This window comes from Demequina subtropica (genome assembly GCF_000971235.1).
Lineage (GTDB): Bacteria > Actinomycetota > Actinomycetes > Actinomycetales > Demequinaceae > Demequina > Demequina subtropica.
Genome location: NZ_BBMB01000004.1, coordinates 30,363 through 53,028, shown reverse-complemented (window position 1 = coordinate 53,028; position 22,666 = coordinate 30,363). Strand labels below are relative to the sequence as shown.

General features: G+C 73.3%; 17 protein-coding genes. 6 read left to right on the top strand and 11 right to left on the bottom strand.

Going from position 1 to position 22,666, the window contains the following annotated elements:
• Positions 1-606 (bottom strand): hypothetical protein, encoded by a 606-nt coding sequence (locus AOM06_RS03845; RefSeq protein ID WP_062303050.1) that lies wholly within the window; start codon positions 604-606, stop codon positions 1-3.
• Positions 607-696: 90 nt separating this feature from the next.
• Here AOM06_RS03845 and AOM06_RS03840 point away from each other — a divergent pair, with 90 nt between their 5' ends.
• Genes AOM06_RS03840 through AOM06_RS15195 form a run of 4 tightly spaced genes read left to right on the top strand, consistent with a single transcriptional unit; the run spans position 697 to position 9,722 of the window.
• Entirely contained in the window at positions 697-1,752 is a 1,056-nt protein-coding gene (locus AOM06_RS03840; RefSeq protein WP_062303047.1) for a hypothetical protein, read from the top strand.
• Between the two features lie 31 nt (positions 1,753-1,783).
• Positions 1,784-6,082 carry a type VII secretion EssC family protein gene (locus tag AOM06_RS03835; protein WP_062303045.1) on the top strand — a complete coding sequence of 1,433 codons (4,299 nt, stop codon included), beginning with the start codon at positions 1,784-1,786 and terminating at the stop codon, positions 6,080-6,082.
• A gap of 56 nt (positions 6,083-6,138) precedes the next feature.
• Entirely contained in the window at positions 6,139-7,413 is a 1,275-nt protein-coding gene (locus tag AOM06_RS03830; protein ID WP_062303042.1) for a D-arabinono-1,4-lactone oxidase, read from the top strand.
• Between the two features lie 59 nt (positions 7,414-7,472).
• Entirely contained in the window at positions 7,473-9,722 is a 2,250-nt protein-coding gene (locus tag AOM06_RS15195) for an isochorismate synthase (protein ID WP_156163574.1), read from the top strand.
• Positions 9,723-9,725: 3 nt separating this feature from the next.
• On the opposite strand, the gene AOM06_RS03820 is transcribed toward AOM06_RS15195, so the two are convergent.
• The 6 genes from AOM06_RS03820 to AOM06_RS03795 all read right to left on the bottom strand — a co-directional run bounded on the left by AOM06_RS03820 (position 9,726) and on the right by AOM06_RS03795 (position 18,734).
• On the bottom strand, positions 9,726-11,837 hold the full coding sequence (locus AOM06_RS03820; protein WP_062303040.1) for an acyltransferase family protein: 2,112 nt from the start codon (positions 11,835-11,837) through the stop codon (positions 9,726-9,728).
• Positions 11,838-11,952: 115 nt separating this feature from the next.
• A complete protein-coding gene (locus AOM06_RS03815; RefSeq protein WP_228372846.1) occupies positions 11,953-13,989 on the bottom strand; it encodes an acyltransferase family protein in 2,037 nt (678 codons plus the stop codon).
• A 206-nt stretch (positions 13,990-14,195) separates the two neighbouring features.
• Complete coding sequence (menD, locus tag AOM06_RS03810) at positions 14,196-15,848, bottom strand: 2-succinyl-5-enolpyruvyl-6-hydroxy-3-cyclohexene-1-carboxylic-acid synthase (protein ID WP_082105290.1); 1,653 nt, start codon at positions 15,846-15,848, stop codon at positions 14,196-14,198.
• The gene (locus AOM06_RS03805; protein ID WP_082105289.1) at positions 15,845-16,732 is read right to left on the bottom strand and encodes an o-succinylbenzoate synthase; all 888 of its coding nucleotides are present in this window, start codon (positions 16,730-16,732) and stop codon (positions 15,845-15,847) included. Before AOM06_RS03805 ends, menD begins: the two co-directional genes overlap by 4 nt.
• Before the next feature lie 41 nt (positions 16,733-16,773).
• Positions 16,774-18,186, bottom strand: coding sequence for a hypothetical protein (locus AOM06_RS03800; RefSeq protein WP_062303031.1), 1,413 nt, complete (start codon positions 18,184-18,186; stop codon positions 16,774-16,776).
• Positions 18,183-18,734 (bottom strand): RNA polymerase sigma factor, encoded by a 552-nt coding sequence (locus AOM06_RS03795; protein ID WP_082105288.1) that lies wholly within the window; start codon positions 18,732-18,734, stop codon positions 18,183-18,185. The genes AOM06_RS03800 and AOM06_RS03795 overlap by 4 nt, the downstream gene beginning before the upstream one ends.
• Positions 18,735-18,852: 118 nt before the next feature.
• Here AOM06_RS03795 and AOM06_RS03790 point away from each other — a divergent pair, with 118 nt between their 5' ends.
• Positions 18,853-19,782: a 1,4-dihydroxy-2-naphthoyl-CoA synthase gene (locus tag AOM06_RS03790; RefSeq protein ID WP_062303025.1), complete on the top strand. Its 930-nt coding sequence runs from the start codon at positions 18,853-18,855 to the stop codon at positions 19,780-19,782.
• A gap of 7 nt (positions 19,783-19,789) precedes the next feature.
• Here the strand turns inward: AOM06_RS03790 and AOM06_RS03785 are convergent, their stop codons facing one another.
• Both AOM06_RS03785 and AOM06_RS03780 read right to left on the bottom strand, forming a co-directional pair.
• On the bottom strand, positions 19,790-20,131 hold the full coding sequence (locus AOM06_RS03785; protein WP_062303022.1) for a type II toxin-antitoxin system PemK/MazF family toxin: 342 nt from the start codon (positions 20,129-20,131) through the stop codon (positions 19,790-19,792).
• Entirely contained in the window at positions 20,128-20,361 is a 234-nt protein-coding gene (locus tag AOM06_RS03780; RefSeq protein WP_062303018.1) for a ribbon-helix-helix domain-containing protein, read from the bottom strand. The genes AOM06_RS03785 and AOM06_RS03780 overlap by 4 nt, the downstream gene beginning before the upstream one ends.
• Positions 20,362-20,463: 102 nt before the next feature.
• Here AOM06_RS03780 and AOM06_RS03775 point away from each other — a divergent pair, with 102 nt between their 5' ends.
• On the top strand, positions 20,464-20,808 hold the full coding sequence (locus AOM06_RS03775) for a DUF4333 domain-containing protein (RefSeq protein WP_062303015.1): 345 nt from the start codon (positions 20,464-20,466) through the stop codon (positions 20,806-20,808).
• Between the two features lie 18 nt (positions 20,809-20,826).
• Here the strand turns inward: AOM06_RS03775 and AOM06_RS03770 are convergent, their stop codons facing one another.
• Both AOM06_RS03770 and AOM06_RS03765 read right to left on the bottom strand, forming a co-directional pair.
• Positions 20,827-21,537, bottom strand: a complete 711-nt coding sequence (locus AOM06_RS03770) for an SIR2 family NAD-dependent protein deacylase (protein ID WP_228372845.1) — start codon at positions 21,535-21,537, stop codon at positions 20,827-20,829.
• 17 nt (positions 21,538-21,554) lie between these two features.
• Entirely contained in the window at positions 21,555-22,643 is a 1,089-nt protein-coding gene (locus AOM06_RS03765) for a DUF3048 domain-containing protein (RefSeq protein WP_062303011.1), read from the bottom strand.
• Between the last annotated feature and the right edge of the window lie 23 nt (positions 22,644-22,666).

Below are 22,666 nucleotides of genomic sequence, written 5' to 3'. Positions count from 1 at the left end.
TCACGCTCCGGCGTCGGAGACGCACACGGTCGCGGCACCGGTCGCCTCACGCTCGACGGCGGTCGCGGGAACGGAGGTCGGCACGAGCACCTCGCCCGACTCGCCGAGCGTCGCCGGCACCACCACGAAGCACGTCCGAGGCGTGTAGAGGTCCGCGCTGAGCGGGAGCCACGCCGTCGCGCCGCGCACCAGCTGGCTGAGATCAGCGGGCGCCTCGGCGCCCGGGTCGATGGAGTAGAGGAAGGCGCCGTCTGTCGCTCCGGACCATGCAAGCGTCACGCTCCCCTCGCCCTCCTCGATGGTGAGCCCTGTCACCACGGGGACCTCGTCGCCTCCCCGGGCATCGAGGACCAGCAGCACGACCATCGCCGCGAGCGCGACCATCGTGAGCCCGAGCGAGACCAGGAACGCGGGGTGGCGGTACCAGCGACGCGGGGCGATCTGGATCTCGACCACCTCGGGCAGCACGCTGCGAGGCGACTCGAGCCGAACGCGGGAGGCCTGCGCATCGGCGAGGGCCAGGTCCCGCCCGGCCAGGTCGTCATGCCCGATGCGGCGCTGCGACGGCGACACGCCGCCCCCGGTGGAGTGGGTCGACGCGGTCATCGATGCCTCATTACCTGCGGGATAGACTCGCGGCCGAGGTGGCCGTCTCACGGACATCCGCATCATAGACGGACGGGAGGGACGCCCCTGATGGAGGCTCGCGGCGTGCCGTACGCCCTCGCGCTCGGCGCCCTCGTCTGCCTCACGGTCGCCGTCCCAGGCGCACACGCGGAGACGCCGAGCGCGGACCCCGCCACGGTGACCGTCCCCTACCTCGACGCCGCGACCCTCCCCGTCAACGGCGCATGGTCGCTCGAGGACTGCCCGGCCGCGCCCGCCGGGTCCCCGCTCACGGTCGAGTGCGACGAATCCGGCATCACGATCGTCGCGAACGGCTACGCGCCCTCCGCAGGGCCCTGGGATCTGCCCGTGACGGTGTCCACCGGCTCTGGCTCGCGCACCCTCGCATACTCCGTGGCGCTCGGCGCGCCGGACCCGGCGGAGCCCGTCTCAGGACCGCTCGAGGTGCCAGGCGTGGCAGGCGGTCGCACGCTCATCCCGCTCGCCTCCCTGGTCGGCTCGTGCGTCTACTGCGGCGCGAGGATCGACGTCCGCGTCGAGGCGATCGCGCCCGAGGACGGCAGCCCCGCCGTGCGGGCGTGGGTCGCGGACCACCACGTGGTGATCGATGCCCCCGCGGATGCGACCCTCGCGACGCTCGCGCTGAGCGTCGCGGATGGCACCGGAGCCTGGTCGGCGCCCACCGAGGCGACCGTCACGCTCGGCGCGGGCGGCTCCGCCGCAGGGCTGCACGTGTTGGTGCCGCGCGACGCGACGGTGACCGTCACACCCGCGGACCTCGTCGCCGCGACCGACCCGTCGCGGTGGCGCATCCTCACGTGCGCCCCGCCCGTGCGGGGCTCCGTCGCGTGCGACCCCGATGCCCTCGTGTACTCGCCCGACGGGGACGATGCGCTCGAGGACCAGCTCGACGTGACGCTCGTGGCCCCCGACGGCGTCACGCTCGCAGCCTCGGTCACGGTGACCGCCGCAGTCGGATCGCCGATGCTCGCGCCCGCCGTCCCGACGACCGGGGGCGCGCACGCCATCGCGGTCGCCGCGCCCGATGAGGCGGCCGCTCCCGACGGCGGCGCGGACGCCGGGGTGCTCTCCGACCTCTGGGCGCTGCTCCCCTCCCTGACCTGACACCGACCAGCATCGACGCAAGCGAGGAACCTTGACACGGCTGCGACTGACCACCCCGAGCACCGAGGGCACGCGTGAGGACTGGCTCGTGGCCGTCGACGAGGGCACCACGGTCGAGGACCTCGCGGCGACCCTCGGGCTCAGTTCCGCTGCCGTCGCCCCGGGGACGGACGCGAGGGCCACGCTCGCGAGCGTGGCCCTCGCGTCGGGCACCGACCTCACGCGCGCCGTCGTGCGCGAGGTGCCGGGCACGCCCCGCCTCGAGATCATCGGCGGGCCGCTCGCGGGCCACACCGCGCCGCTCGCGCGCGACGCGGCTGTCACGGTGGGCCGGGGCACCGGGGCCGACCTCATGCTCGAGGACCCGTACCTCGAGCCCGTCCATGCGCGGCTCACGCTTCGCCTCGGCGACGGCGCGGGCGGCCCGCTGACCCTCGAGGTCGCCCCGGAGACCGGCGCCTCGATCGTGGTTAACGGCACCGTCACGCACGAGCCCACAACCGTGGTGCCCGCCGATGTGATTCAGCTGGGATCCCACATCGTCCGACTCGGCGTCGCGCCCGCCTCGGACGCGGACCTCACCGACGACGAGCCGGGGACACGCGGCTTCAACCGCCCGTCGCGCATCGTGCCGCGCGGCGAGGAGCCCGTGGTCACGCTTCCGGGCGAACGCCCCGAGGAGCAGGAGCAGAGCCCGTTGCCGTGGCTCTCCGCGATCGTGCCGGTGGTGCTCGGCATCACCATGGCGGTGATCTTCGGGAGGGCGGTGATGCTGCTCATGGCGGCCGCCTCTCCGATCATGGTGGTCGGCTCCTTCCTCACCAACCGCCGCCTCGCGCGCAAGCGTGGCGAACGCACCGAGGCCACATGGCGCGACGAGGTGCGCGCGACGGAGAGCCGCATCGACACGCTCGTCCGCGAGCAGCGCCTCCAAGGCTGGTACGACCACCCCGACCAGGTGGTGGTGCGGGACACCGCGTGCCTGCCGACCGCGCGCCTGTGGGAGCGCCGCTACGACGATGCGGACGCGCTGCGTATCCGCATCGGCGTCGCGCAGCGCGACCTCCGCGTGCGGTTCGAGGGCGGCAGCCAGCGTTTCCGCGAGCAGCCGCGCAGCGCGGGCGTCTCGCCGGAGCCCGTCGCGGTGGACGCGACGGCCGGCCCGCTCGGTATCGCGGGCACCCCTCATGCGACGCGGCTCACCGCCCGTGCGGCGTTGCTGTCGCTCGCGACCATGCGGTCGCCCCGCGACTGCCAGATCGTCACGATCTGCGACAGCGAGGACCGCGACCAGTGGGGCTGGGTCGCGTGGCTGCCCCACGCGCAGGACGATGCGCGGGTGGGCGCGACGGTGGGCAACACCGAGGACTCGCGGCGCGAACGCCTGCGTGAGCTCGCCGCGACGCTCCAGACACGTCGCCTCGCGCACGCGCAGGGCATCGACGCCGGATCTCACATCATCGTCCTGGTCGACGGCGCGCGCCGGTACCGCATGCTGCCCGGCATGGTCGACCTGCTCAAGCACGGCCACCGTCACGGCATCTTCGTGATCGCGCTCGACGACGACGTCACGCGGCTGCCCGAGGAGGTGGCGACCGTCCTCGAGATCGATCCCACGGACCCGGCGATGGCGCGCCTGCAGGCCCGCGGCGAGTTCCATGCGCGCGTGCTGCTCGACGGCGCCTCGCTCGGGCACGCCGAGACGATCGCGCGCGCGATGTGCGGCTACCGCCATATCAGCGGACTCGGCGACGACGGCGTGATGCCGCGCAGCGTCCGCTACGTGGACCTCATGGACGTCGACCTCGAGGACCCGACCCCGATCCTCGATCGTTGGGCACGGACCCCGCGGCAGACCTATGTGGTAGTCGGCGCGGACGCCGAGGGAGAGGTCGCGGTGGACCTCGCGACCGCCGGACCCCACGCGCTCGTCGCGGGCACCACCGGCTCGGGCAAGTCCGAGTTCCTCCAGACGCTCATCATCGCGCTCGCCATGGCGAACCGCCCCGACGCCCTCACGTTCGTGCTGGTCGACTACAAGGGCGGCTCGGCCTTCGCGGACTGCGAGCGCCTCCCCCACACGGTCGGCATGGTGACCAACCTCGACGCGCGCGAGACCGAGCGCGCCCTCGCCTCCCTCGAGGCCGAGCTCAAGCGGCGCGAACGCGTCCTCAAGGACGAGCTGCGCGCCAAGGACGCGGACACCGCATGGGCGAAGGACCCGGAGGCCGCGGCTGCCGCGGGCCTCGCGCGGCTCGTGCTCGTCATCGACGAGTTCGCGGAGCTCAAGACCGAGCTGCCCGACTTCATCAACGGCCTGGTGCGGATCGCGCGCGTAGGCCGCTCGCTCGGCGTGCATCTGGTGCTCGCGACCCAGCGCCCCGCCGGCGCGGTCACGCCCGAGATGCAGTCGAACATCAACCTGCGCGTCGCGCTCCGCGTGACCGACCAGGCGGACTCCTCCGACGTCCTCGGCTCGGGAGAGGCCGCTCTCATCAGCACGTCGACGCCCGGACGAGGCTTCCTCAAGGCGGGCTCGAACCAGAGCCCCGCCGCGTTCCAGGCGGCCCGTGTCGCGGGGGTGCGGCCCGGAGCCGTCGCTCAGCGCCGGCAGCCCGCGCAGGCCGCGTCGATCGACTGGGACGTGGTCGCCTACCGCCCGCAGTTCCCGCCGACGCTCATCGCGCAGCACGAGGTCGACCATGACGACACCGACCTGCGCGCGCTCGTGGACGTGGTCCTCGCAGCCGCGGACGTCGCGGGGATCCCGCGGGGCGCCTCACCCTGGCTCACGCCGTTGCCGCAGGTCCTGACCGTCGACCACTTCGTGGGAATGCGCCTGCCGGCAGGATCGGTGATCGTCGGGCTCGAGGACCTCCCCGAGGAGCAGCGCCAGGCGCCGCGCCTGTGGCACGTCACGGACGACTCCCACCTGCTCATCTCGGGCGGCGCGCGGTCCGGCCGCACCACCATGCTGCGCTCGCTGGTGCTGCAGCTGATCCAGCGCTTCTCCCCGGCCGACCTCCACCTCTACGGCATCGACTACGGCAACGGCGCGCTCCTGCCCTTCGCGGACGCGCCTCACACGGGCGCCATGGTCGCCGGACTCGACTCTCCCCGCGTCGCGCGGCTCCTGGACCGGCTGCTCCACGAGCTCACGCGGCGACAGGCGCTGCTGTCGGCAGCCGGCGTCGGCTCGATCGGCGAGCAGCGCGCCCGCGCCACGAGCCCCGAGGACCGCCCGCCGACCATCGCCGTGGTGGTCGACGGCTGGGAGCGCGCCTCCGCGACCATGTCCCCGGACGAGATGACGGCGATGCGCGACCGCATGATGCGCATCGTCCGCGAGGGTCCGGCCGCGGGCATGGCGCTGCTCATGACAGGCGACCGCACCCTTCCCGCGGACCGCGTCGCGGGCGCGATCACCACGATGTACGTGCTCCCCCTCCGCGACATCGCGGACTACCGTTCCGCGGGGGTGATGATCCGCGAGCTGCCCGCGAGCCTGCCGCCCGGCCGTGCGCTGCATGGTCCCGACGGCCGCGAGATGCAGGTGGTGGTGCCCAGCCGCGACGTCTCCGGCGAGGCGCAGCACCGCCAGGTCCAGGCCATCGTCGCGGAGGTCGCCGAGCACTGGGCGGAGCGCCCGGCCCAGCGACCCATGCGGGTCGACACCCTTCCGGCGCGCATCACCCTTGCGGACACGGCCGCGCTTCCTGCCGCGCCCGGATGCACCGACGGCGCTCCGGCCCTCGCCATCGGCGGCGACGAGCTCTCGCGGTTCACCATCGGCCTGGGACCCGGCGAGCACCTCATGGTCGTGGGGGAGCGAGGCACGGGCCGCTCGACGGCGCTCGCGGCGCTGTGCCTGCAGCTCGCGGCGTCCGGCACGCAGGCGCTCGCGGTGGCCCGGCCCGACACGCCGCTGCACCGAGCCGCGACCAGCGCAGGTGTCCCGCTCGTCTCGGACCCGCAACTCGACGCCGTGGGGCTCGGCACACCTCCCGTCGGCCACCTGGTGGTGCTCATCGACGATGCCGATGCGATCAAGGACAGCCCGCTCGAGGGCGCGCTCATGATGGACAAGGCCAACCGGACCTACGCCATCGCGGCGCGGCCCGGCTCCGTGGCCACTGCCTTCGGCGGCCCGATCGCCGAGGCGAAGAAGGCCGCACGGGGGCTCCTGCTCCAGCCGACCTCGAGCCTGATCGGCACGCAGTCGCTCGGGGTGTCGGTACCGAAGGCGCTCGTGGGTCGCGGGACGCCCGGCGAGGGGGCCCTGCTTGTCGACGGCGCCTTCGTCGGCGTGCGCGTGCCGATCCCAGGCTGACACCAGCGGCGCGCGCCTCCCCGCGGATCGTCCCCCCTGGTGGGTACGGTGAGCGTATGAGCGACGCGGGCGTCACCTGGGCGGGCACTCATGCATTCACGGCGGAGCGGCTGGTCGAGGCCACCTCCGTCGACGACGTGGTGCGCGCCGTCAGGACCGCCCCTGGTCGCATCAAGGCGCTGGGCACGCGGCACAGCTTCAACGACATCGCGGACACGGACGGCACCCTCATCACCGTCACCGGGATCGACGCCGCCCCGCTCATCGACCTCACGAGCCCGGCGTGGCCCACCGTCAACGCGCCCGCGGGGATGCGCTACGGCGTGCTGGGACGGTGGCTGCAGCAGCGCGGATGGGCGCTCCACAACACGGGTTCGCTCCCCCACATCTCGGTCGCCGGCGCCACCGCGACCGGCACGCACGGGTCGGGCGCCCGCAACGGCTGCCAGTCGACCGCCCTGTGCCGCATCGAGTACGTGGGCGCCGACGGGAACGAGCACACCGCGCGCGCGGGCCAGCCGGGCTTCGAGGGCCTCGCGGTCGGGCTCGGCGCGTACGGGATCATCACCGAGGTCACGCTCGCCATCCAGCCGACCTACGACATCCGCCAGGACGTCTACACCGGCATGCCGTGGGAGCACCTGCTCGACGAGACGCCCGCGATCCTCGCGGACGCGTACTCGGTCTCGATCTTCACCACGTGGACCGAGCCGACCGTCCAGCAGATCTGGCGCAAGAGCGGGATCGGCCTCGACGTGGCGCCTCCCGACGAGTGGCACGGCGCGACGCGCAGCCCCGAGTCCGACGCGAGGCTGGTCGACGGCGACCCCGACGCGCTCACGCCGCAGGGCGGCCGGCCGGGCCCGTGGAACGAGCGCCTGCCGCACTTCCGCCTCACGCACGTGCCGTCCAACGGCAGGGAGATCCAGACCGAGTACTTCGTACCGATGGAGGTCGCAGGCGAGGCGCTCGCGGCGGTGCGCGAGCTCGGCGACCTCATCACCCCTCACCTGATGGTCTCGGAGCTGCGAGCGGTCGCGGCCGACGACCTGTGGCTGTCGGGCGCCTACGGCCGCGACACGTTGGCGATCCACTTCACGTGGGCACGCTCCCCCGAGGAGGTGCGCGCGCTGCTTCCCGAGATCGAGCGCGCGCTGGCGCCCTTCGATGCGCGGCCCCACTGGGGCAAGTGGCACGCGTTCGACGCGGCGGCGATCGCGCGCGTGCACCCCCGGGTCGCGGACGCGCGCGAGCTGTTCGAGTCGCTCGATCCCGAGGGACGGTTCGTGAACGACTACCTGCTGCGCGTCGGCGTCCGCGAGGCCCGGTGACGCGACACGAGGTGCCGGCCGCGCATCGTCCACGGCCCGTGCGGCTCTACCCTGGCGGGGTGACCGTCCACGCCGCCTCTCCGGGCCCCCTGCACATCCGCACCGTCGCGATCGAGGACCCGGGCGACCTGATCGCCGCGCTGCCCCAGCCCGGGATCTCGTGGGTGAGGCGCGGCGAGGGCATGGTCGCGTGGGGCGAGACGGCGCGGCTCGACACGGCGGGCGCGGAACGCATCGACGACGCGCAGCACTGGTGGCGCCTCCTGTGCCGGCACGCCGTGACCCAGGACGAGGTCCGCGCGCGCGGCACCGGGCTCGTGGCCTTCGGATCGTTCGCGTTCGCGGACGCCTCGAGCGCCGGCGGCGCGCTGGTGGTGCCGCGCTACGTCATCGGCCGGCGCGACGGGCGCGCATGGTTCACGACCATCCTCACGGCGGACGATGCGCCGGTGAGCCTCGACGAGGCGCTCGCCGGGGGCGCGGAGCCGGTGCACGCCGGTGAGGTCACGCTCGCGCGCGGGGACGAGCCCGCGTGGACCGATGCCGTCGACGCGGCCGTGTCCCGCATCCGGTCCGGCGATCTCGAGAAGGTGGTGCTCGCGCGCGCCGTCGAGGCCCGCGCCGAGGAGCCGATCGACGTCCGCGCGGTGCTCGCAAGGCTCGCCGACGAGTACCCGATGTGCTGGGCCTTCCACATCGACGGGCTCGTGGGGGCGACCCCCGAGCTGCTCGCGCGGGTCGACCACGGCCTGGTGACGTCGCGCGTGCTCGCCGGCACCATCCGGATGACGGGCGACGACATGCGCGACCTCGCGCGTGCGGGCGCCCTCGCGCGCTCGTCGAAGGACCGCGAGGAGCACGAGTACGCGGCCCGGTCCGTCACGCAGGTGCTCGAGCGCCATTGCGGCTCGGTGAACGTGCCCGACGAGCCTTTCGTGCTGCACCTGCCGAACGTCATGCACCTCGCGACGGACGTGACCGGCGTGCTCTCGCACAACGTCGATGCCCTGGAGCTGGTCGCGGAGCTCCACCCGAGCGCGGCCGTGTGCGGCACGCCCACCATCGCAGCCGCTCGCGCGATCGACGAGCTCGAGGGCCTCGACCGCGGTCGCTACGCCGGCCCCGTCGGCTGGATCGACGCCGGCGGCGACGGCGAGTGGTGCATCGGCCTGCGCTCCGCCGAGATCTCCCGAGAGGACCCCGCGCGCCTGCGTCTGTTCGCCGGCTGCGGGATCGTCGCGGCGAGCGAGGCCGAGGCCGAGTGGGCCGAGTCCGAGGCGAAGCTCGAGCCGATGCGGCGGGCGCTCGACGCGGTGCTCGAGCCGGAGCCCGAGCCCGAGCCGGAGCCGGAGCCGGAGCCGGAGCCGGAGCCGGAGCCCGAAGCGGAGCCCGAGCCCGAGCCCGAACCCGGACCGGAGCCTGAGCCGGAACCGGAACCGGAACCCGAGCCGGAACCCGAGCCCGAGCCCGAACCCGAGCCCGCACCGGTCCGCTCGCGGCGCAGCAAGCTCGCCCCCGAGGTCGAGTTCGACGTGCCCGCGCCTGCGATCTCCTCGTCCGCGCGCTACGACGTGGGCGACGACCCTGCCTTCCCCACGCTCCACCTCGACGACGCCGCGCTGGGCGCGATCCCGACGCTCGCGGGCGGCAACCCCGTCCGGAGGCACCACCACGGCGAGCCCGACCTGAAGGGCTGGGACTCGGCGGCCTGGGAGGAGCGCTACTCGTCCCGCGAGGCGGTCTGGAGCGCACAGCCCAACGCGCAGCTCGTCGCGGAGGTCGCGGGCACGCCCGCGGGTCGCGCGCTGGATGTCGGATGCGGCGAGGGCGCCGATGCGGTCTACCTCGCGACGCTGGGCTGGGAGGTCACGGCGCTCGACATCTCGCCGACCGCGATCTCGCGCGGCCGCGAGCGCGCCGACCGGGCGGGCGCGGAGATCGCCGCGCGTCTCGACTGGCGCGTCGCGGACGCGAGGACGGCGGACGTGCGAGAGCAGTCGTTCGACCTGGTCGCGAGCCACTACGCGCACCCCGAGGACGGCATCGCGAGCCTGGTGGACCGCCTCGCGGAGCTGGTGGCGCCCGGCGGGATCCTGCTCGTCGTGGGCCACGATCCCTCCGATCCCCACACGCAGGACCACCCGCGCCTCAGCGAGACCGCGTTCCGCGCGGACCAGGCCGCGGCGGCCCTGGACGCCGCTGCTTGGGAGGTCGAGGTCGCGCAGGTGAGGGCACGTCCCGCGATGGATGCGGACGGTCAGCCCGCGATCCGCCGCGACGCGGTGCTGCGCGCGCGACGGATCGCCTGACCCCTAGCGCGCGACGATGTCCTCGGGGAGCAGCCGCTCCATGTAGGGCGCGAGCGTGCGCACGTAGCTCTGCGTGAGGTGCGAGCTGGTGTCGCGGTAGACGACCACCGAGCCGATGACCGCCGGGCAGCGCTTCTCGCCGCACAGCATCGGCGTGAGGTCGATCGTCCCGACGCCGGCGACGCGCTCGGCGGCGGGAGTGAGGACGTCCTTGCGGTTCGTCGCTCGCCGGCGCGGCGTGACGCACTCCTCCGCGGCCGCGTCGCTGGTCGCGACGCAGTCGAGCGTCTCCCCCCACACGTGCGGATTGTCCACGATCGCGTCGACACGGAGGCCGGCGTCCACGAGCTTCTGGAACTTGCGCGCGTACCCGTCGATCGCGATGTCCGGCGCGAGGTCGTCCCCGCCGCCGAACTTGTACGTGCTCACGGACGAGGTGAGGACCAGGTCCGGCTGCCGCGCGATCAGGTAGTCGTCGACCTTCACGTTCCAGTCCGCGCAGGCCTCCCGCTGCGAGTCCCCGGTCCACGCCTCCGCGGCCGCGTTGTAAGGGCATGACCCCTTGTAGATCACGCTGAGGTTCCAGCCATGATCCTCGGCGAGCGGCTTGAGCGCGGGGAACCACTGCGCGGCGTGCGAGTCTCCCACGAGCACGATGTCGACGTCGCCCTCGGGGTCGCCGAACGTGCACGGGCGCACGGTCGAGTCAGCACCGTCGCTGCGGCACGCATCGTCGTAGATCTCCGAGGTGTCGTCCACGGCGACTGCGGGCGGCGGCACGAGCGGGGCGCCCAGGTCCGTGGTGCAGTCGAGCTCGGGGTCCATCGCCTCGGCGCCGAAGCACACGTCGGCAGCGTGGTCGGGGACGACTGCCTCGTCAGAGATCTGGCTCGCCTGACGATCGATCACCTCGATGCCCCCCGCCGCGATCCCGACCACGACGGCCATGCCCGCGACGGATGCGGCGTAGGTGGACGCGAGGACCCGGCTACGGCTCACGTCGGCGCCACGGAAGGGGTCCTCGACGAGCACCTTCGTGAGGTGCGCAAGCCCCAGCATCGCCGCCAGCATGACGAGCTTGGCAGGCCAGCCGACCTCGTGGCCGACGATAATAGGCACGAGCACGATGAGCGGCCAGTGCCACAGGTAGACCGAGTACGAGACGTTGCCGAGCCACTGCACGGGGAGCAGGGACAGGAGCCGCGAGGTGCCCGTCGCCCCGCGGACGTCGCCGGCCGCGATCACCAGCACGGTGCCGAGCACCGGCACCGCGGCAGTCCACCCGGGGAAAGGCGTGAGGCCGTCGTACGCTACAGCAGAGAACAGGACGAGTGCCAGGCCCGCCCACGAGACTGCCAGGGCCCAGCCGCGTCGTCGCCACGCGATGGCCCCGAACAGGCCCAGCAGCCCGCCCGCCGCGAACTCCCACGCGCGGACGAAGGTCGAGAAGTAGGCGATGTCGGGGTCCGTGGGGGTCTGGACGATGCTCCACACGAGCGATGCGACAAGAACGAGCGCGAGCGCCGCGCGCATGCGGGCCGCCGCGCTGAGGCGGCGACCGAGCGGCACCGCGAGCGCCACGAGGATCAGCAGCGGCCACACGAAGTAGAACTGCTCCTCGACGGACAGGGACCAGAAGTGCCGTGCGGGCGAGGCGGCGTTGTCCGCCGCCAGGTAGTCCACCGAGTCCGCGGCCAGCGCCCAGTTCTGCATGTACAGCGCGGATGCGGCGATCTCGCGAAGGAACGTCCGCCAATAGTGCTGGGGGACGGCGATCAGGATCGTCACCGCGCTCGCGGCGAGCACCAGCAGCGATGCGGGCAGCAGCCGGCGCATACGGCGCGCCCAGAAGCGTCCCAGGCGGACCGTCCCCGATCGCGTGACCTCCCGCGCTAGGTGCGACGTGATGAGGAAGCCCGAGATGACGAAGAACACGTCGACGCCCACGTAGCCGCCCGTGAGGCGGTGCGGCCACAGGTGATAGAGGACCACCAGGGTCACCGCGAGCGCGCGCAGGCCCTGGATCTCCGGCCGCACGCCGGACCGCGGGGTCGCGCCCGCTCCGGCGGCGCGCGCCTGGTCGGCGCGCGCGCGATCCACGGCGGCATCGGTCACTGGGGTCTCCTTCGTGCGCCGCTCATCGAGGCGGGGATGGCTGGGGGCGAGCCGCGCAGGCTGATCAACATTATGAGGGACGTGCCGTGCGCGCCCCTGCGCCGCAGGACCCGGGTCATCCCTCCGCAAGGAACCGCTCCGGCACCTCTCGTGCGAGGTACGGCGTCAGCGTGCTCACGTAGGTGCTCGTGAGGTGCGACTGCGCGTCTCGGTAGGCCAGCGTGCGTCCGACCACCGCGGGGCACCAGGAGTCGTCGCAGAGGAACCCGTTGAGGTCGACCGCCTCCGCGCCGTCGACGTGCGCGGCCGCCGGGGTGAGGACGTCGGCGCGTCCGAGCGCCTGGTGACGCGGCACCCCGCACTCGGCTGCGTCCGGGTCGACTGACGCGGCGCGGGCCACGCAGTCGAGCTGATCCTGGGGCATGTGTGGGTCGTCGACGAGCGCGATGACGTGCGCTCCCGCGTCGGTCAGCCGTCGCCAGGACTCCGCGTAGCCCTCGATCGCGACCTCCGGCGCGAGCACGCCGTCGCCGAACTCGTGCGTCGCGAGCGCCGAGGTGAAGACGAGGTCCGGCGGCTCGGTCGCGAGCGTGGCCTCGGTGTCGATATTCCAGCGCGCGCAGCTCTCGCGCTGGCTGTCGCCCGTCCAGTCCTGCGCGGTCGCCGCGTACGGGCACGTGGCCTTGAAGTAGACCGTCAGGCGCCAGCCGTGGTCACGCGCGAGGGTCTCCACCGCGGGGAACCACTGTGCGGCGTGGGAGTCCCCCACGAGCACGACATCGACGGCGCCCTCCGGGTCCCCGAACTCGCACGGCTTGACGCGCACCTCGGTGATGCCGGTGCGGCACTCGCGGCCGTACAGCTCAACGGGATAGTCGTCCGCCGCGACGGCCGGCGGCGGGAACAGCGGCAGGTTCGCGACAGGCGCGCACGACCCGTCGGGGGCGACGGCGGCCGCGCCACGGCAGTCCCCCGCGGCGATGCGCGCCGAGTCTTCGAGCATCGTCGTCTGCCGCTCGACGGTCCACATGCCGGTCCAGGCCACCGCGAGGACCACCAGCATCCCGAGGGCCGCCGTCCCGAACGTCCGCGGGAGGCGGGCACGCACGCCCGCGCCGGGGCTCCGGAACGGGTCTTCGATGAGCTTCTTGGTCGACCACGCGAGCCCCAGCACCACCACGAGCATCGCGACTCTCTCGGGCCACACCAGGGTCCGGCCCAGGATGAGCGGGACCAGCACGACGAACGGCCAGTGCCACAGGTAGACGCTGTACGACACGTCGCCGAGCCACTGGATGCTCCGCCGGTCGTACAGCACGTGGGTGCCGCCCGGTCCCCGCGCGTCGCCTGCGGCCAGGATCGCCAGGGTCCCCACCACGGGCACGAGCGCCGCGGCACCGGGGAACGGCGTGGCCGAGGTGTAGACGAACGCGCTCCACACGATCGCCGCCAGCCCGAGCCACGACACGAGTCGCCGCGCAACCTCGTGGCGCCATGCGGTAGCGCCGGCCACGGCGAGCAGCCCGCCCGCCGCGAACTCCCACGCGCGGACGAACGTGGAGAAGTACGCGACGGACGGCGCGTTCGCGGTCTGCAAGATGCCCCAGATCAGCGACGAGACCACGATCGCCCCGAGCAGCAGCCGCATGCGCCAGGCCGCGCCGAGCCGACGGCCGAGCGGGATCGCAAGCACTGCCGTGATGAGGAGCGGCCACGCCAAATAGAACTGCTCCTCGACCGACAGGGACCAGAAGTGCTGAACAGGCGAGGCGACGTTCTCCGCCGTGAGGTAGTCGACCGAAGCGGAGGCGAGCGCCCAGTTCTGGACGTAGAGCGTGCCTGCGCCGATCTCGCGCATGAACTGGTTCCAGTAGGCCTGCGGGACCGCAAGGAGGACCGTGACCGCGGTCGCCAGCAGTACGGTTAACGATGCAGGCAGGAGCCGCCTCACCCGCCTCGCCCAAAAGGTCCCGAGCCGGACCCGGCCCGTCCTGGCGACCTCCCGAGCGATATGGGCCGTGATGAGATAGCCAGAGATCACGAAGAAGACGTCGACGCCGACGTATCCGCCCGTCAACCTGTCCGGCCACACGTGGTACAGCACCACGAGGCTCACCGCGAGCGCACGGAGCCCCTGGATCTCAGGGCGCATCCCGGTCGCGGTGGCCGCACGCGCGCGTCGGGATGTCACCGCCCCCGAGGCATGGCGGGGCACGGTGGCGACATGAAGGGGCATCGTGAAGGACTCTCGTGGCGTGGCTCGCGGCCGCCGACATCACGGGGCCAGAATGACCATCCATTATGGCCCTATGTGACGGTATGTGCGTTCACCCCCGGGGCCCGGAACGATGCGACGGGTCAGACGACCGCCTCGATCACCTCGAGCGACGTCACGGGCTCGGCGAGCGCCTCCGCCAGCTCGCCCGCCGAGCGGACGGCACGATGCGGGACGCGGTAGCCCTCGCAGAGCGGCCCTAGCGCGGCGCCGTGGGGCGTGGTGAACACGCGCTCGAGGTTCTCCGGAGGCGCGGCCGAGTGCTCGAGGCCCGAAAAGATGGTCCCGCCGCCGTCGTTCACCACCACGATGCGCAGGCGCGGCCGCCGCTCGCGCGGCCCCACGAGCAGCCCGCCCGCCTCGTGGAGGAACGTCACGTCCCCCATGAGCGCGTGCACCGCGCGACCGGAGCCGAAGGCGACGCCCGCGGCCGTGGAGAGGGTCCCGTCGATGCCGGCCAGCCCCCGGTTGGCGATCAGCACTGGCGAGGCGCCCGCGGGCGCGGCCGGCATGAACCGATCGAGGGCTCGTACCGGCCCGGATGAGCCCACCACGCCCCACACGTCCGGGCCGAGCGACTGCGCGAACGTGACCGCGGCGACCCGAGGGCCCCACCCCTCGGGCGCGTGGACCCGCGCACCGGCGGACCTCCACTCGGCGAGCCAGGCGGGGTCGGCATCGTCCGGCGCGACCGACCACAGCCACGACGAGGGCACGTCCCTGTCGACCCGCTGAGCATGCGGCGGCGCCTCGCGCCAGCGGGCACCGAACCGCGCCACGATGAGCGCGGGGGCACGCGCGATGAGCGCCTGCACGGGGCGGGTGAGCGTGGGCCTGCCGATCACCACCACCTGATGCACCCGTGCCGCGAGCGCGGCGCCCTGCGGCGACTCGAGCAGGCGCACGTAGTCGGGGATGCAGTGGGAGCCGGAGCGCGCGAGCGAGGTCGGCTCGGCGAGCAGCGGCCAGCCGTGGGCCTCGGCCACCTGGCGAGCGAGATCGCCCGCGCCGTCGCCCGCGATCACCACGCCGCGCGCGACCACTGGCAGCGGCGCGGGCTCGCTCCGATCGGCGACCACAGGGATGCCGCCGGTGGGCGTGGGCAGGCGCGGCGGATCGTGCCACACGCCGCCATCGGCGCCGAGCGGCTCCCGGAACGCGACGTTGAGATGCACCGGTCCCGGCGCGGCCGCCATGTCCTCGCGCGCGCGGTCGCCCAGCGCGGCGCGCACTGCCCTCTCCGCGAGCGCGGTCACCCGGTCGGGTCGCGCGCCGAGGTCGGTGGCGGGGACATCCGCCTCCCAGCGCACGAAGCCGCCGAAGATGCCCACCTGGTCCGTGGTCTGGTTCGCCCCGACCCCACGCAGCTCCGCCGGCCTGTCCGCCGTGAGCAGCAGCAGCGGCACACCCGAGTGGTGCGCCTCCATGACGGCCGGCAGCAGATTGCCCACGGCGGTCCCGGACGTGGTGACGATCGCGACGGGGCGCGGGTCACCCGCGGCGGCACGTCCGCGCGCGATACCGAGGGCGAGGAAGGCCGCGGACCGCTCGTCGATGCGGACATGGAGCTCGACGCGCGGCGCCCCGAGCGGCGGGTTCTCCGCGCCGGCCTCCGCGAGCGCATGCGCGAGCGGTCCCGAGCGCGAACCCGGGCTCAGCACATAGTCCTCGACGCCGCGCTCGACGAGCGCCGCGACCATCGCTCGCGCGAAGGCCCCGGACGGATGCTCGCTCATGCGATCACGTCCAGCGTGACCGGCCCGATGTACCCGCCGCGGGGAACGATGGTCTCGCGCACGGTGTCCTCCGCGAGCAGCTCGCCCGTGCCCAGCCCGCACGCATAGGGCAGCTCGGGTACCGCGCGCGCGAGCGCGACGCCCGCCGCGAGCCCGACCGAGGACTCCATCGCGCTCGAGACGACGATCGGCACCGCGTAGCGGTCCACCACGTCGAGGCAGTGGCGGACACCGCCCATCGGAGCGACCTTGAGGACCAGGATGTCGGCGGCGCCGGCGCGCATCACCTCGTCGGCATCGCCCGGGATCCGGACGGACTCGTCGGCGGCGACCAGCACGTCCGTGCGGCGCCGGACCTCGGCGAGCTCCGCGACCGTGCGGCACGGCTGCTCGACGTACTCGAGGCCCGGGCCTCCGCCCGCGCGTGCGGCGGCGTCCAGCTCCTTGAGCACCGTCACCGCGGTGTCGACGTCCCACGCGCCGTTCGCGTCGACGCGCACGCGTCCCCCCGGGCCCAGGGCGACGGCGACGGCCTCGACGCGCCGCACATCGTCCCGCCAGCCGCCGGTGCCCGCGACCTTGACCTTGGCGGTGGTGCAGCCGCCCGCCTTCGCGAGCTGCGCGGCACGCCCGGCCGGGAGCTCGGGGACGATGCTGTTGACCGGCACCAGGTCCCGCACCGGCGCGGCCCACTCGCCGCGGGCCGCCTCCATCGCCGCCTCCCACCAGCGGGACGCGCGCTCGGGGGTGTAGTCGTCGAACGGGGAGTACTCGCCCCAGGCGTCCCGCCCATCGGGGCCGGTGCCGCGGATCAGGACGCCGTGGCGCTCGGTGACGCCACGGAAGCGCGTCGACAGCGCGACGCGGAACGGGCGGAACTCCATGGGCTCAGCCTAGGGCGAGCGTCACGCCACCCCCGTGCCGCTCACCCGACGGGGTGGGCGTACGCGCCGTGGGCACGGCTGCCGTCGTCGAGCGGGAGGTCGACGCCGCGGTACACACCGTCCGTGCCGATCACCCCCACTGCGTCCTGATCGAGCCAGACGTGCTCCCCCAGGCCGCCGTAGCCGACGGACGCGTCCGCGTCGATCGTGATCTCCGTGTCGCCGTCGGGACGATGCCAGACGGCGGTGCTCCCGCCCGACTCGACGGCGGGGCCCTCCAAGTACCCGTCCCCGAGCGCGGCGAGACCAGACCCGCCCGAGGGCTCGGGCAGGTCGTCCGGCGCGGACACCTCGCCCGTCGGCACATCCACGCAGCCGATGCCGTCCGCCAGGTCCACCAGGTAGCAGTCGCCCGAGCGGCCGATCACGCCCCACAGTCGGTCCACGAGGTAGGCCTCATCGCGACCGTCGTCGGAGCGGGCGACCAGCAGCGAGGAGTCGCCGAGGTACGCGGTGACAAGCCCCGAGCCAGTGACGAGCCCGCCGAAGTCCCGGGTGTCCGCGGCCCACGGCACCCACGCGTGGTTCACCGTCCAGGTCAGCCCGTCGACCTGGGCGCCCAGCACCATGGCCAGAGGCGTGCCATCCGCGTAGCCCCAGACCATCCAGTCGCTGCCCCCCCGCCACGAGATCGCGCTCGCCCGCACCGAGTCGCCGAGCGTCATCACCCAAGTGGTCCCCGAGGCGAGATCCATCCACACGAGGAAGGCGCCCCCCTCTCCCTCGAGGCTGACCAGCACCTCCGGCGCGTCCGCGGACCCTGCGATGTCCGCGACGAAGAGCCCGCCGCCGATGCCCAGCCCGTCGGCTATCGCGGCGAGGTCGGCCACCGGGACCGCGGTCCCATCCGGAGCCGCGAGGAGCAGCACCGACTCCGTCGCGGCGCCCTGATCGTCGGTGAGCTCGTCCTCGACGAAGGCCCACCCCTCGCCGTAGCCCGCCAGGTCCTCGGCGGCGACCGGGTCGAGCACGGGCCGGTCCGCGTAGTCGTAGCCTTCGACCCCCAGCTGCTCGAACTGCTCGGTGCTCCACGTCGTGAGCTCGAGGACGCCGTCGCCGCCGGCGAGCGGCATGAGCACCGGGTCCCCGGTGAGACCGATGTCGCCCAGGTGCCACGTCTCGGTGCCGACCGACGCATCGGCTCTCGACGTCGCCGAGCTCGAGGGGGTCGTCGACGCCGGTGGTACGTCGCGGGAGCCGCCGGACGCGATCGCCATCGTGGTCGCTCCGACCGCCAGCACCCCCGCGAGCGCTGCCGCCACCGATCCCATGGTCGAGCGCCGCCGCGCAGCGCCGACGCGGCGTCGAAGCTCGGCGCGATCCCCAGCGTCCGCCGACGCGCCCCGGCCTGCGGCCTCGCTCGCGCCGCGCAGCATGTCGTGGAGCTCGTTCATCGCGCGCCTCCGATCTTCAGGTCGACCTTCTCCGTATCCGAGGCCCCGGCGGCCTCTTGCGTCACCAGGCCCGACCTCACGAGCGCCGCCAGCCCGTCCGAGGTGTAGCGCTTCACCGCTCCTGCGCTGATCCCGAGAGCGTGCGCGGTCTCGGCGACTGACTGGTCCGCCAGGTGCCGCATCACCACGCACGCCCTCTCGCGCGGGGCCAGCATCGCGAGCGCAGCGACCACCGCATCGTCGCCCGCCACCCCGTCCTCGGGACCGGCGACGGAGGCCGGCTGCCGCGATGCCACCCACGTCTCGCGGCCGAGCCTCCGCGAGCGCTTCCGCACCGCGTCGACGTGCCGCGATGCGATCGCACGCAGCACATACGCGTGCGCGTGCTCGACCGAGTCGAAGCGCCGACGCTTGGAGAACACCGCCACGATCGCGTCGTGCACCAGGTCCTCCGCGTCCTGGCGCGCGCCGGACACGAGCGTCGCGTAGCCCACGAGCGCCGCGTACCGAAGCTCGAGAAGAGCATCGAGCACTGGGTCGTCCTTCATCCATCCCCCTCTTGGCGGCCTTTCTACTCCACCCACGTCACGATGGGGCGGAATGGTTGGGGTGGGTGCCGCATCGTCCCCTCCCGCCGGCGCGCCAGGCCCCTACTACCCTGGCGCCATGAGCGACATCCCGGCGCAGGTCTCCGACCTCATGGACCCCACGCAGTGGCGAGCCGTGGACGGCTTCCCCGACTCGGACATCACGTACCACCGCTGGGTGGCCCGGTCCGAGGACGGTGAGCGCGACCTCCCCGCCGTGCGCATCGCCTTCAACCGGCCCGAGGTGCGCAACGCGTTCCGCCCCCAGACGGTCGACGAGCTCTACCGCGCACTCGACCACGCGCGCCAGACGGTGGATGTCGCGGCGATCGTCCTCACGGGCAACGGACCCGCCGCGGACGGAGTCCACGCCTTCTGCTCGGGCGGCGACCAGCGCATCCGTGGCCGCGACGGCTACCTCTACGAGGGCACCGCCGCGGACGCGCCCGCGTACGGCGGACGCCTCCACATCCTCGAGGTGCAGCGCCTCATGCGGCACTCCCCCAAGGTGGTCATCGCCGCGGTCAACGGCTGGGCCGCGGGCGGCGGGCACTCGCTGCACGTGGTGAGCGACCTGTCGATCGCGAGCCGCGAGCACGCGCGCTTCAAGCAGACCGACGCCAACGTGGGGTCCTTCGACGCGGGCTACGGCAGCGCGCTGCTCGCCCGCCAGGTCGGGGACAAGCGCGCGCGGGAGATCTTCTTCCTGGCACGCGAGTACTCGGCGGACGATGCGGAGCGCTGGGGCGGCGTCAACGAGTCCGTGCCGCACGCCGAGCTCGAGGCGCGCGCGCTCGAGTACGCGCGCATCGTCGCCACCAAGTCGCCGCAGGCCATCCGCATGCTGAAGTTCGCCTTCAACCTCGCGGACGACGGGCTCGCGGGCCAGCAGGTCTTCGCCGGCGAGGCGACCCGCATGGCGTACATGACGGAGGAGGCGCAGGAGGGTCGCGACGCGTTCCTCGAGCGCCGCGACCCGGACTGGACCAGGTTCCCGTACGCGTACTGAGCGCCTGTCACAGCCCCAGGTAGAGCCGGATCGCCGCGTCCACCCGCGCGGACACCTCGGACGGCACCGCTCCGACCCGCGCCAGGAGCCGGGAGACGCTCAGCGTCCGGATCTGCTCGGCCTGCGCCTTCGAGTCGACCTCGAGCCCGCCCGTTCCCGCGGGCAGCAGCACCTGGAAGTCGAACACCTTGGCGACGCTCGACGTGAGCGGCACCACCGTCACCGTCCCGCCCATCCGCATGGCGGCGGCGACCAGCGTCGGCCGCCCCACGATCAGCACCGGTCGCACCTTCGCAGACTCGAACCCGCGCGCCGGGTCCAGGTCGGCGCGCCAGATCTCTCCCCTCACACGCCGTCTCCGGCGACAGCGTCCCACACGTCCCGCTCGCCCGAGGAGCTCCACTCGCTCATCGCCTCGACGAGCTGGTCCGCGAGCGCACGCTCCCGCTCGGCCTCGACCAGATGCTCGATCGCGGAGTGCACCGCGGCGGAGCGGTTGGGAGCCGCGCCCGACGCGATCAGCGCGTCGATCACGCGAACGTCCTCGTCGGGGAGGCTGATGCTCAGCTTGACGGCCATACGGCGATCCTACCGGGGTACGACCACGGTAGGAAGGAGCGTCGCGGCCGGCCCGCCCCATGCCACACTGGGCGGACCGACGCCTGAGGAGGCAGCCGACCCATGACCCGCTGTGCCCACCACGCAGGCCGTGCGGCGGCGGTCGCTCTCGGCGCGACGCTGGTGACGTCTGCGCTCGCGGCCTGCACCGCGAGCGTCAACCTCACCGTCGATGCCGACAGCCTCGCCGACAAGGTCGCCACGGCGCTCCAGGAGGAGGTCGGCTCCGACGCCCCGCCGCACATGGACTGCGGCGACGAGCCGGTCGACATCGTGGTCAACGAGACCGTGGTCTGCGCGCTCAGCGTCGACGGCGAGGATGCGGTGTACGACACGATCGTCACCATCACCGCGGTCGACGGCACCAGCTACGACTTCAGCGTCGACGTGGCGGACACGCCCCGCTGACGCCGCCCGCACGGGGCGTCAGGCCAGCCACTCCTCCACGAGGGCCGGCACAGCGTCCTCGATCGGCTCGCGCACCACGAGCGATGCGTCGCGATCCCAGGAGGTCGGGGACGCGTTCACGATGACCAGCGCGGCGCCGGCCGCGAGCGCCTCCCCCGCGAGCGCCGCCACCGGGTACACCTGCAGCGTGGTGCCGATCGCGACGAACGTGTCGCACGTCCGCGCCGCGCGCGAGGCGCGCCGCAGGTCGGCGTCGCGCAGCGCCTCACCGAAGTACACGACGTCGGGCTTGAGGATCCCCTCGCAGCGCGCGCAGCGGGGATCGGGCTCGTCCGCAAGCGTCGCGAGCACCTCGTGCGTGGGCACGGAGGCACCGCACCCCAGGCACGAGGTCGTGGCGAGGCTCCCGTGCATCTCCACCACCGCATCGTCCGGCGTGCCCGCCGCCTGGTGCAGGCCGTCGATGTTCTGGGTGAGCACGTCGCGGCACCGCCCCTCGGCCACCAGCCGCGCGAGGGCACGATGCGCGGCTGACGGCCGTGCCGACCATGCCGCGTGCGCGGCCCAGTCGCGCCACCCCTCCTCGCGCGCGTCGCGGTCCCCCACGAAGACGTCGATCTCTAGCAGCCGCGCCCGCGCAGGATCCCGCGTCCACACGCCCTGGGGGCCGCGGAAGTCGGGGATGCCCGCGGCGGTGGACAGCCCCGCGCCGGTGAGGACGGTGATCACCCGTCCATCATGGCCCGCTACTGGAAGTCGATGTCCGTCGCGTGGCCCACGCCGGCGTTGGGCACCAGCTCGAACCAGGTCTGACCCGGGGCGAGCTCGACGGGGTCGCCGTCCTCGGTGGTGAGCACGAACGGCTCGTACTGGCCCTTCTTGCTCCACGTGATCGGGATGTACTTGTCGCCGGTCGCGACGTAGCCCTCACCCGACTTGCCGGCCACCAGCGTCTCCGGCACCGAGGAGGTCGAGGAGCCGGACGTGTACTTGACCGTGACCCACAGCATCACCACGTTGGTCGCGGACAGCTGCGTGCCGTCCGCGGTCACGTGCGCGGTGCCGTCCTCGTAGCGCTCCCACAGGCCGGCCTTCTTGTCCCAGCGCCACTCGGGCAGCGCGCGAGGCGACATCGTGATGTCGATGAACGAGACCTTGGTGCCCTCGAGCTGCGCGGTCGCCTCCTCCGCCGGGTACGCGATGTCCCACTGCTGGTCGGGGGCCTCGGCATCGGTCTGCTCGAGGAACTTCGCGAGGTAGCCGTGAAGGTTGTGCGGAGCCGCCTTGTCGCGGGTCCGGTAGAAGCCGTAGTCGCCGCGATCCTGCGTGATCATCTCCTGGCCGGAGGCGCCCGTGTCGGAGATGAAGCGCGACTGAGCCCCCGAGAAGATGAGCGGGCCGTCGAAGGAGCCCATGATGTTGCGGTCCATCGGGCGCATCGAGCGGATCGGGCCGACCGACTCCGGGTCCTGCGACTGGAAGATCGCGACGAACCGGGAGATGCCGTACTCGACGTACTCCTCGAACACCACGTCGGCCTTGTCCAGGTTCTCCTGCGGGCGCGCCTGTGCGGTGTTCTCGATCTTGATCGACAGCGCGGGGCGCGCCAGCTCCTTCTTCGTCGCGTCCGTGGCGTCCAGACCCGTGAGCGGCCAGGTCACCTCGGGACGCGGGTCCTCGGGTGCCGGCGGCAGCGCGACGGCGGACACGGACGGTCCGGACGTCGCGGCGGTCAGGGTGCTGGTGGAGGAGCTCTCGGTGGCGGGCGAGCACGCGGCGAGCCCGACGGTTGCGAGCGCGGTCAGCGTCGTCGCTGCGGCAAGGCGGATCTTCATGCGGATGAGTCTAGGTGTGCTCG

What these genes read in the sequence shown, in the direction of transcription:
- AOM06_RS03845 (WP_062303050.1), bottom strand. Translation starts at nt 606, where the DNA reads ATGACCGCGTCGACCCACTCCACCGGGGGCGGCGTGTCGCCGTCGCAG.
- AOM06_RS03840 (WP_062303047.1), top strand. Translation starts at nt 697, where the DNA reads ATGGAGGCTCGCGGCGTGCCGTACGCCCTCGCGCTCGGCGCCCTCGTC.
- AOM06_RS03830 (WP_062303042.1), top strand. Translation starts at nt 6,139, where the DNA reads ATGAGCGACGCGGGCGTCACCTGGGCGGGCACTCATGCATTCACGGCG.
- AOM06_RS03815 (WP_228372846.1), bottom strand. Translation starts at nt 13,989, where the DNA reads ATGCGCCCTGAGATCCAGGGGCTCCGTGCGCTCGCGGTGAGCCTCGTG.
- menD (WP_082105290.1), bottom strand. Translation starts at nt 15,848, where the DNA reads ATGAGCGAGCATCCGTCCGGGGCCTTCGCGCGAGCGATGGTCGCGGCG.
- AOM06_RS03805 (WP_082105289.1), bottom strand. Translation starts at nt 16,732, where the DNA reads ATGGAGTTCCGCCCGTTCCGCGTCGCGCTGTCGACGCGCTTCCGTGGC.
- AOM06_RS03800 (WP_062303031.1), bottom strand. Translation starts at nt 18,186, where the DNA reads ATGAACGAGCTCCACGACATGCTGCGCGGCGCGAGCGAGGCCGCAGGC.
- AOM06_RS03795 (WP_082105288.1), bottom strand. Translation starts at nt 18,734, where the DNA reads ATGAAGGACGACCCAGTGCTCGATGCTCTTCTCGAGCTTCGGTACGCG.
- AOM06_RS03790 (WP_062303025.1), top strand. Translation starts at nt 18,853, where the DNA reads ATGAGCGACATCCCGGCGCAGGTCTCCGACCTCATGGACCCCACGCAG.
- AOM06_RS03780 (WP_062303018.1), bottom strand. Translation starts at nt 20,361, where the DNA reads ATGGCCGTCAAGCTGAGCATCAGCCTCCCCGACGAGGACGTTCGCGTG.
- AOM06_RS03775 (WP_062303015.1), top strand. Translation starts at nt 20,464, where the DNA reads ATGACCCGCTGTGCCCACCACGCAGGCCGTGCGGCGGCGGTCGCTCTC.
- AOM06_RS03765 (WP_062303011.1), bottom strand. Translation starts at nt 22,643, where the DNA reads ATGAAGATCCGCCTTGCCGCAGCGACGACGCTGACCGCGCTCGCAACC.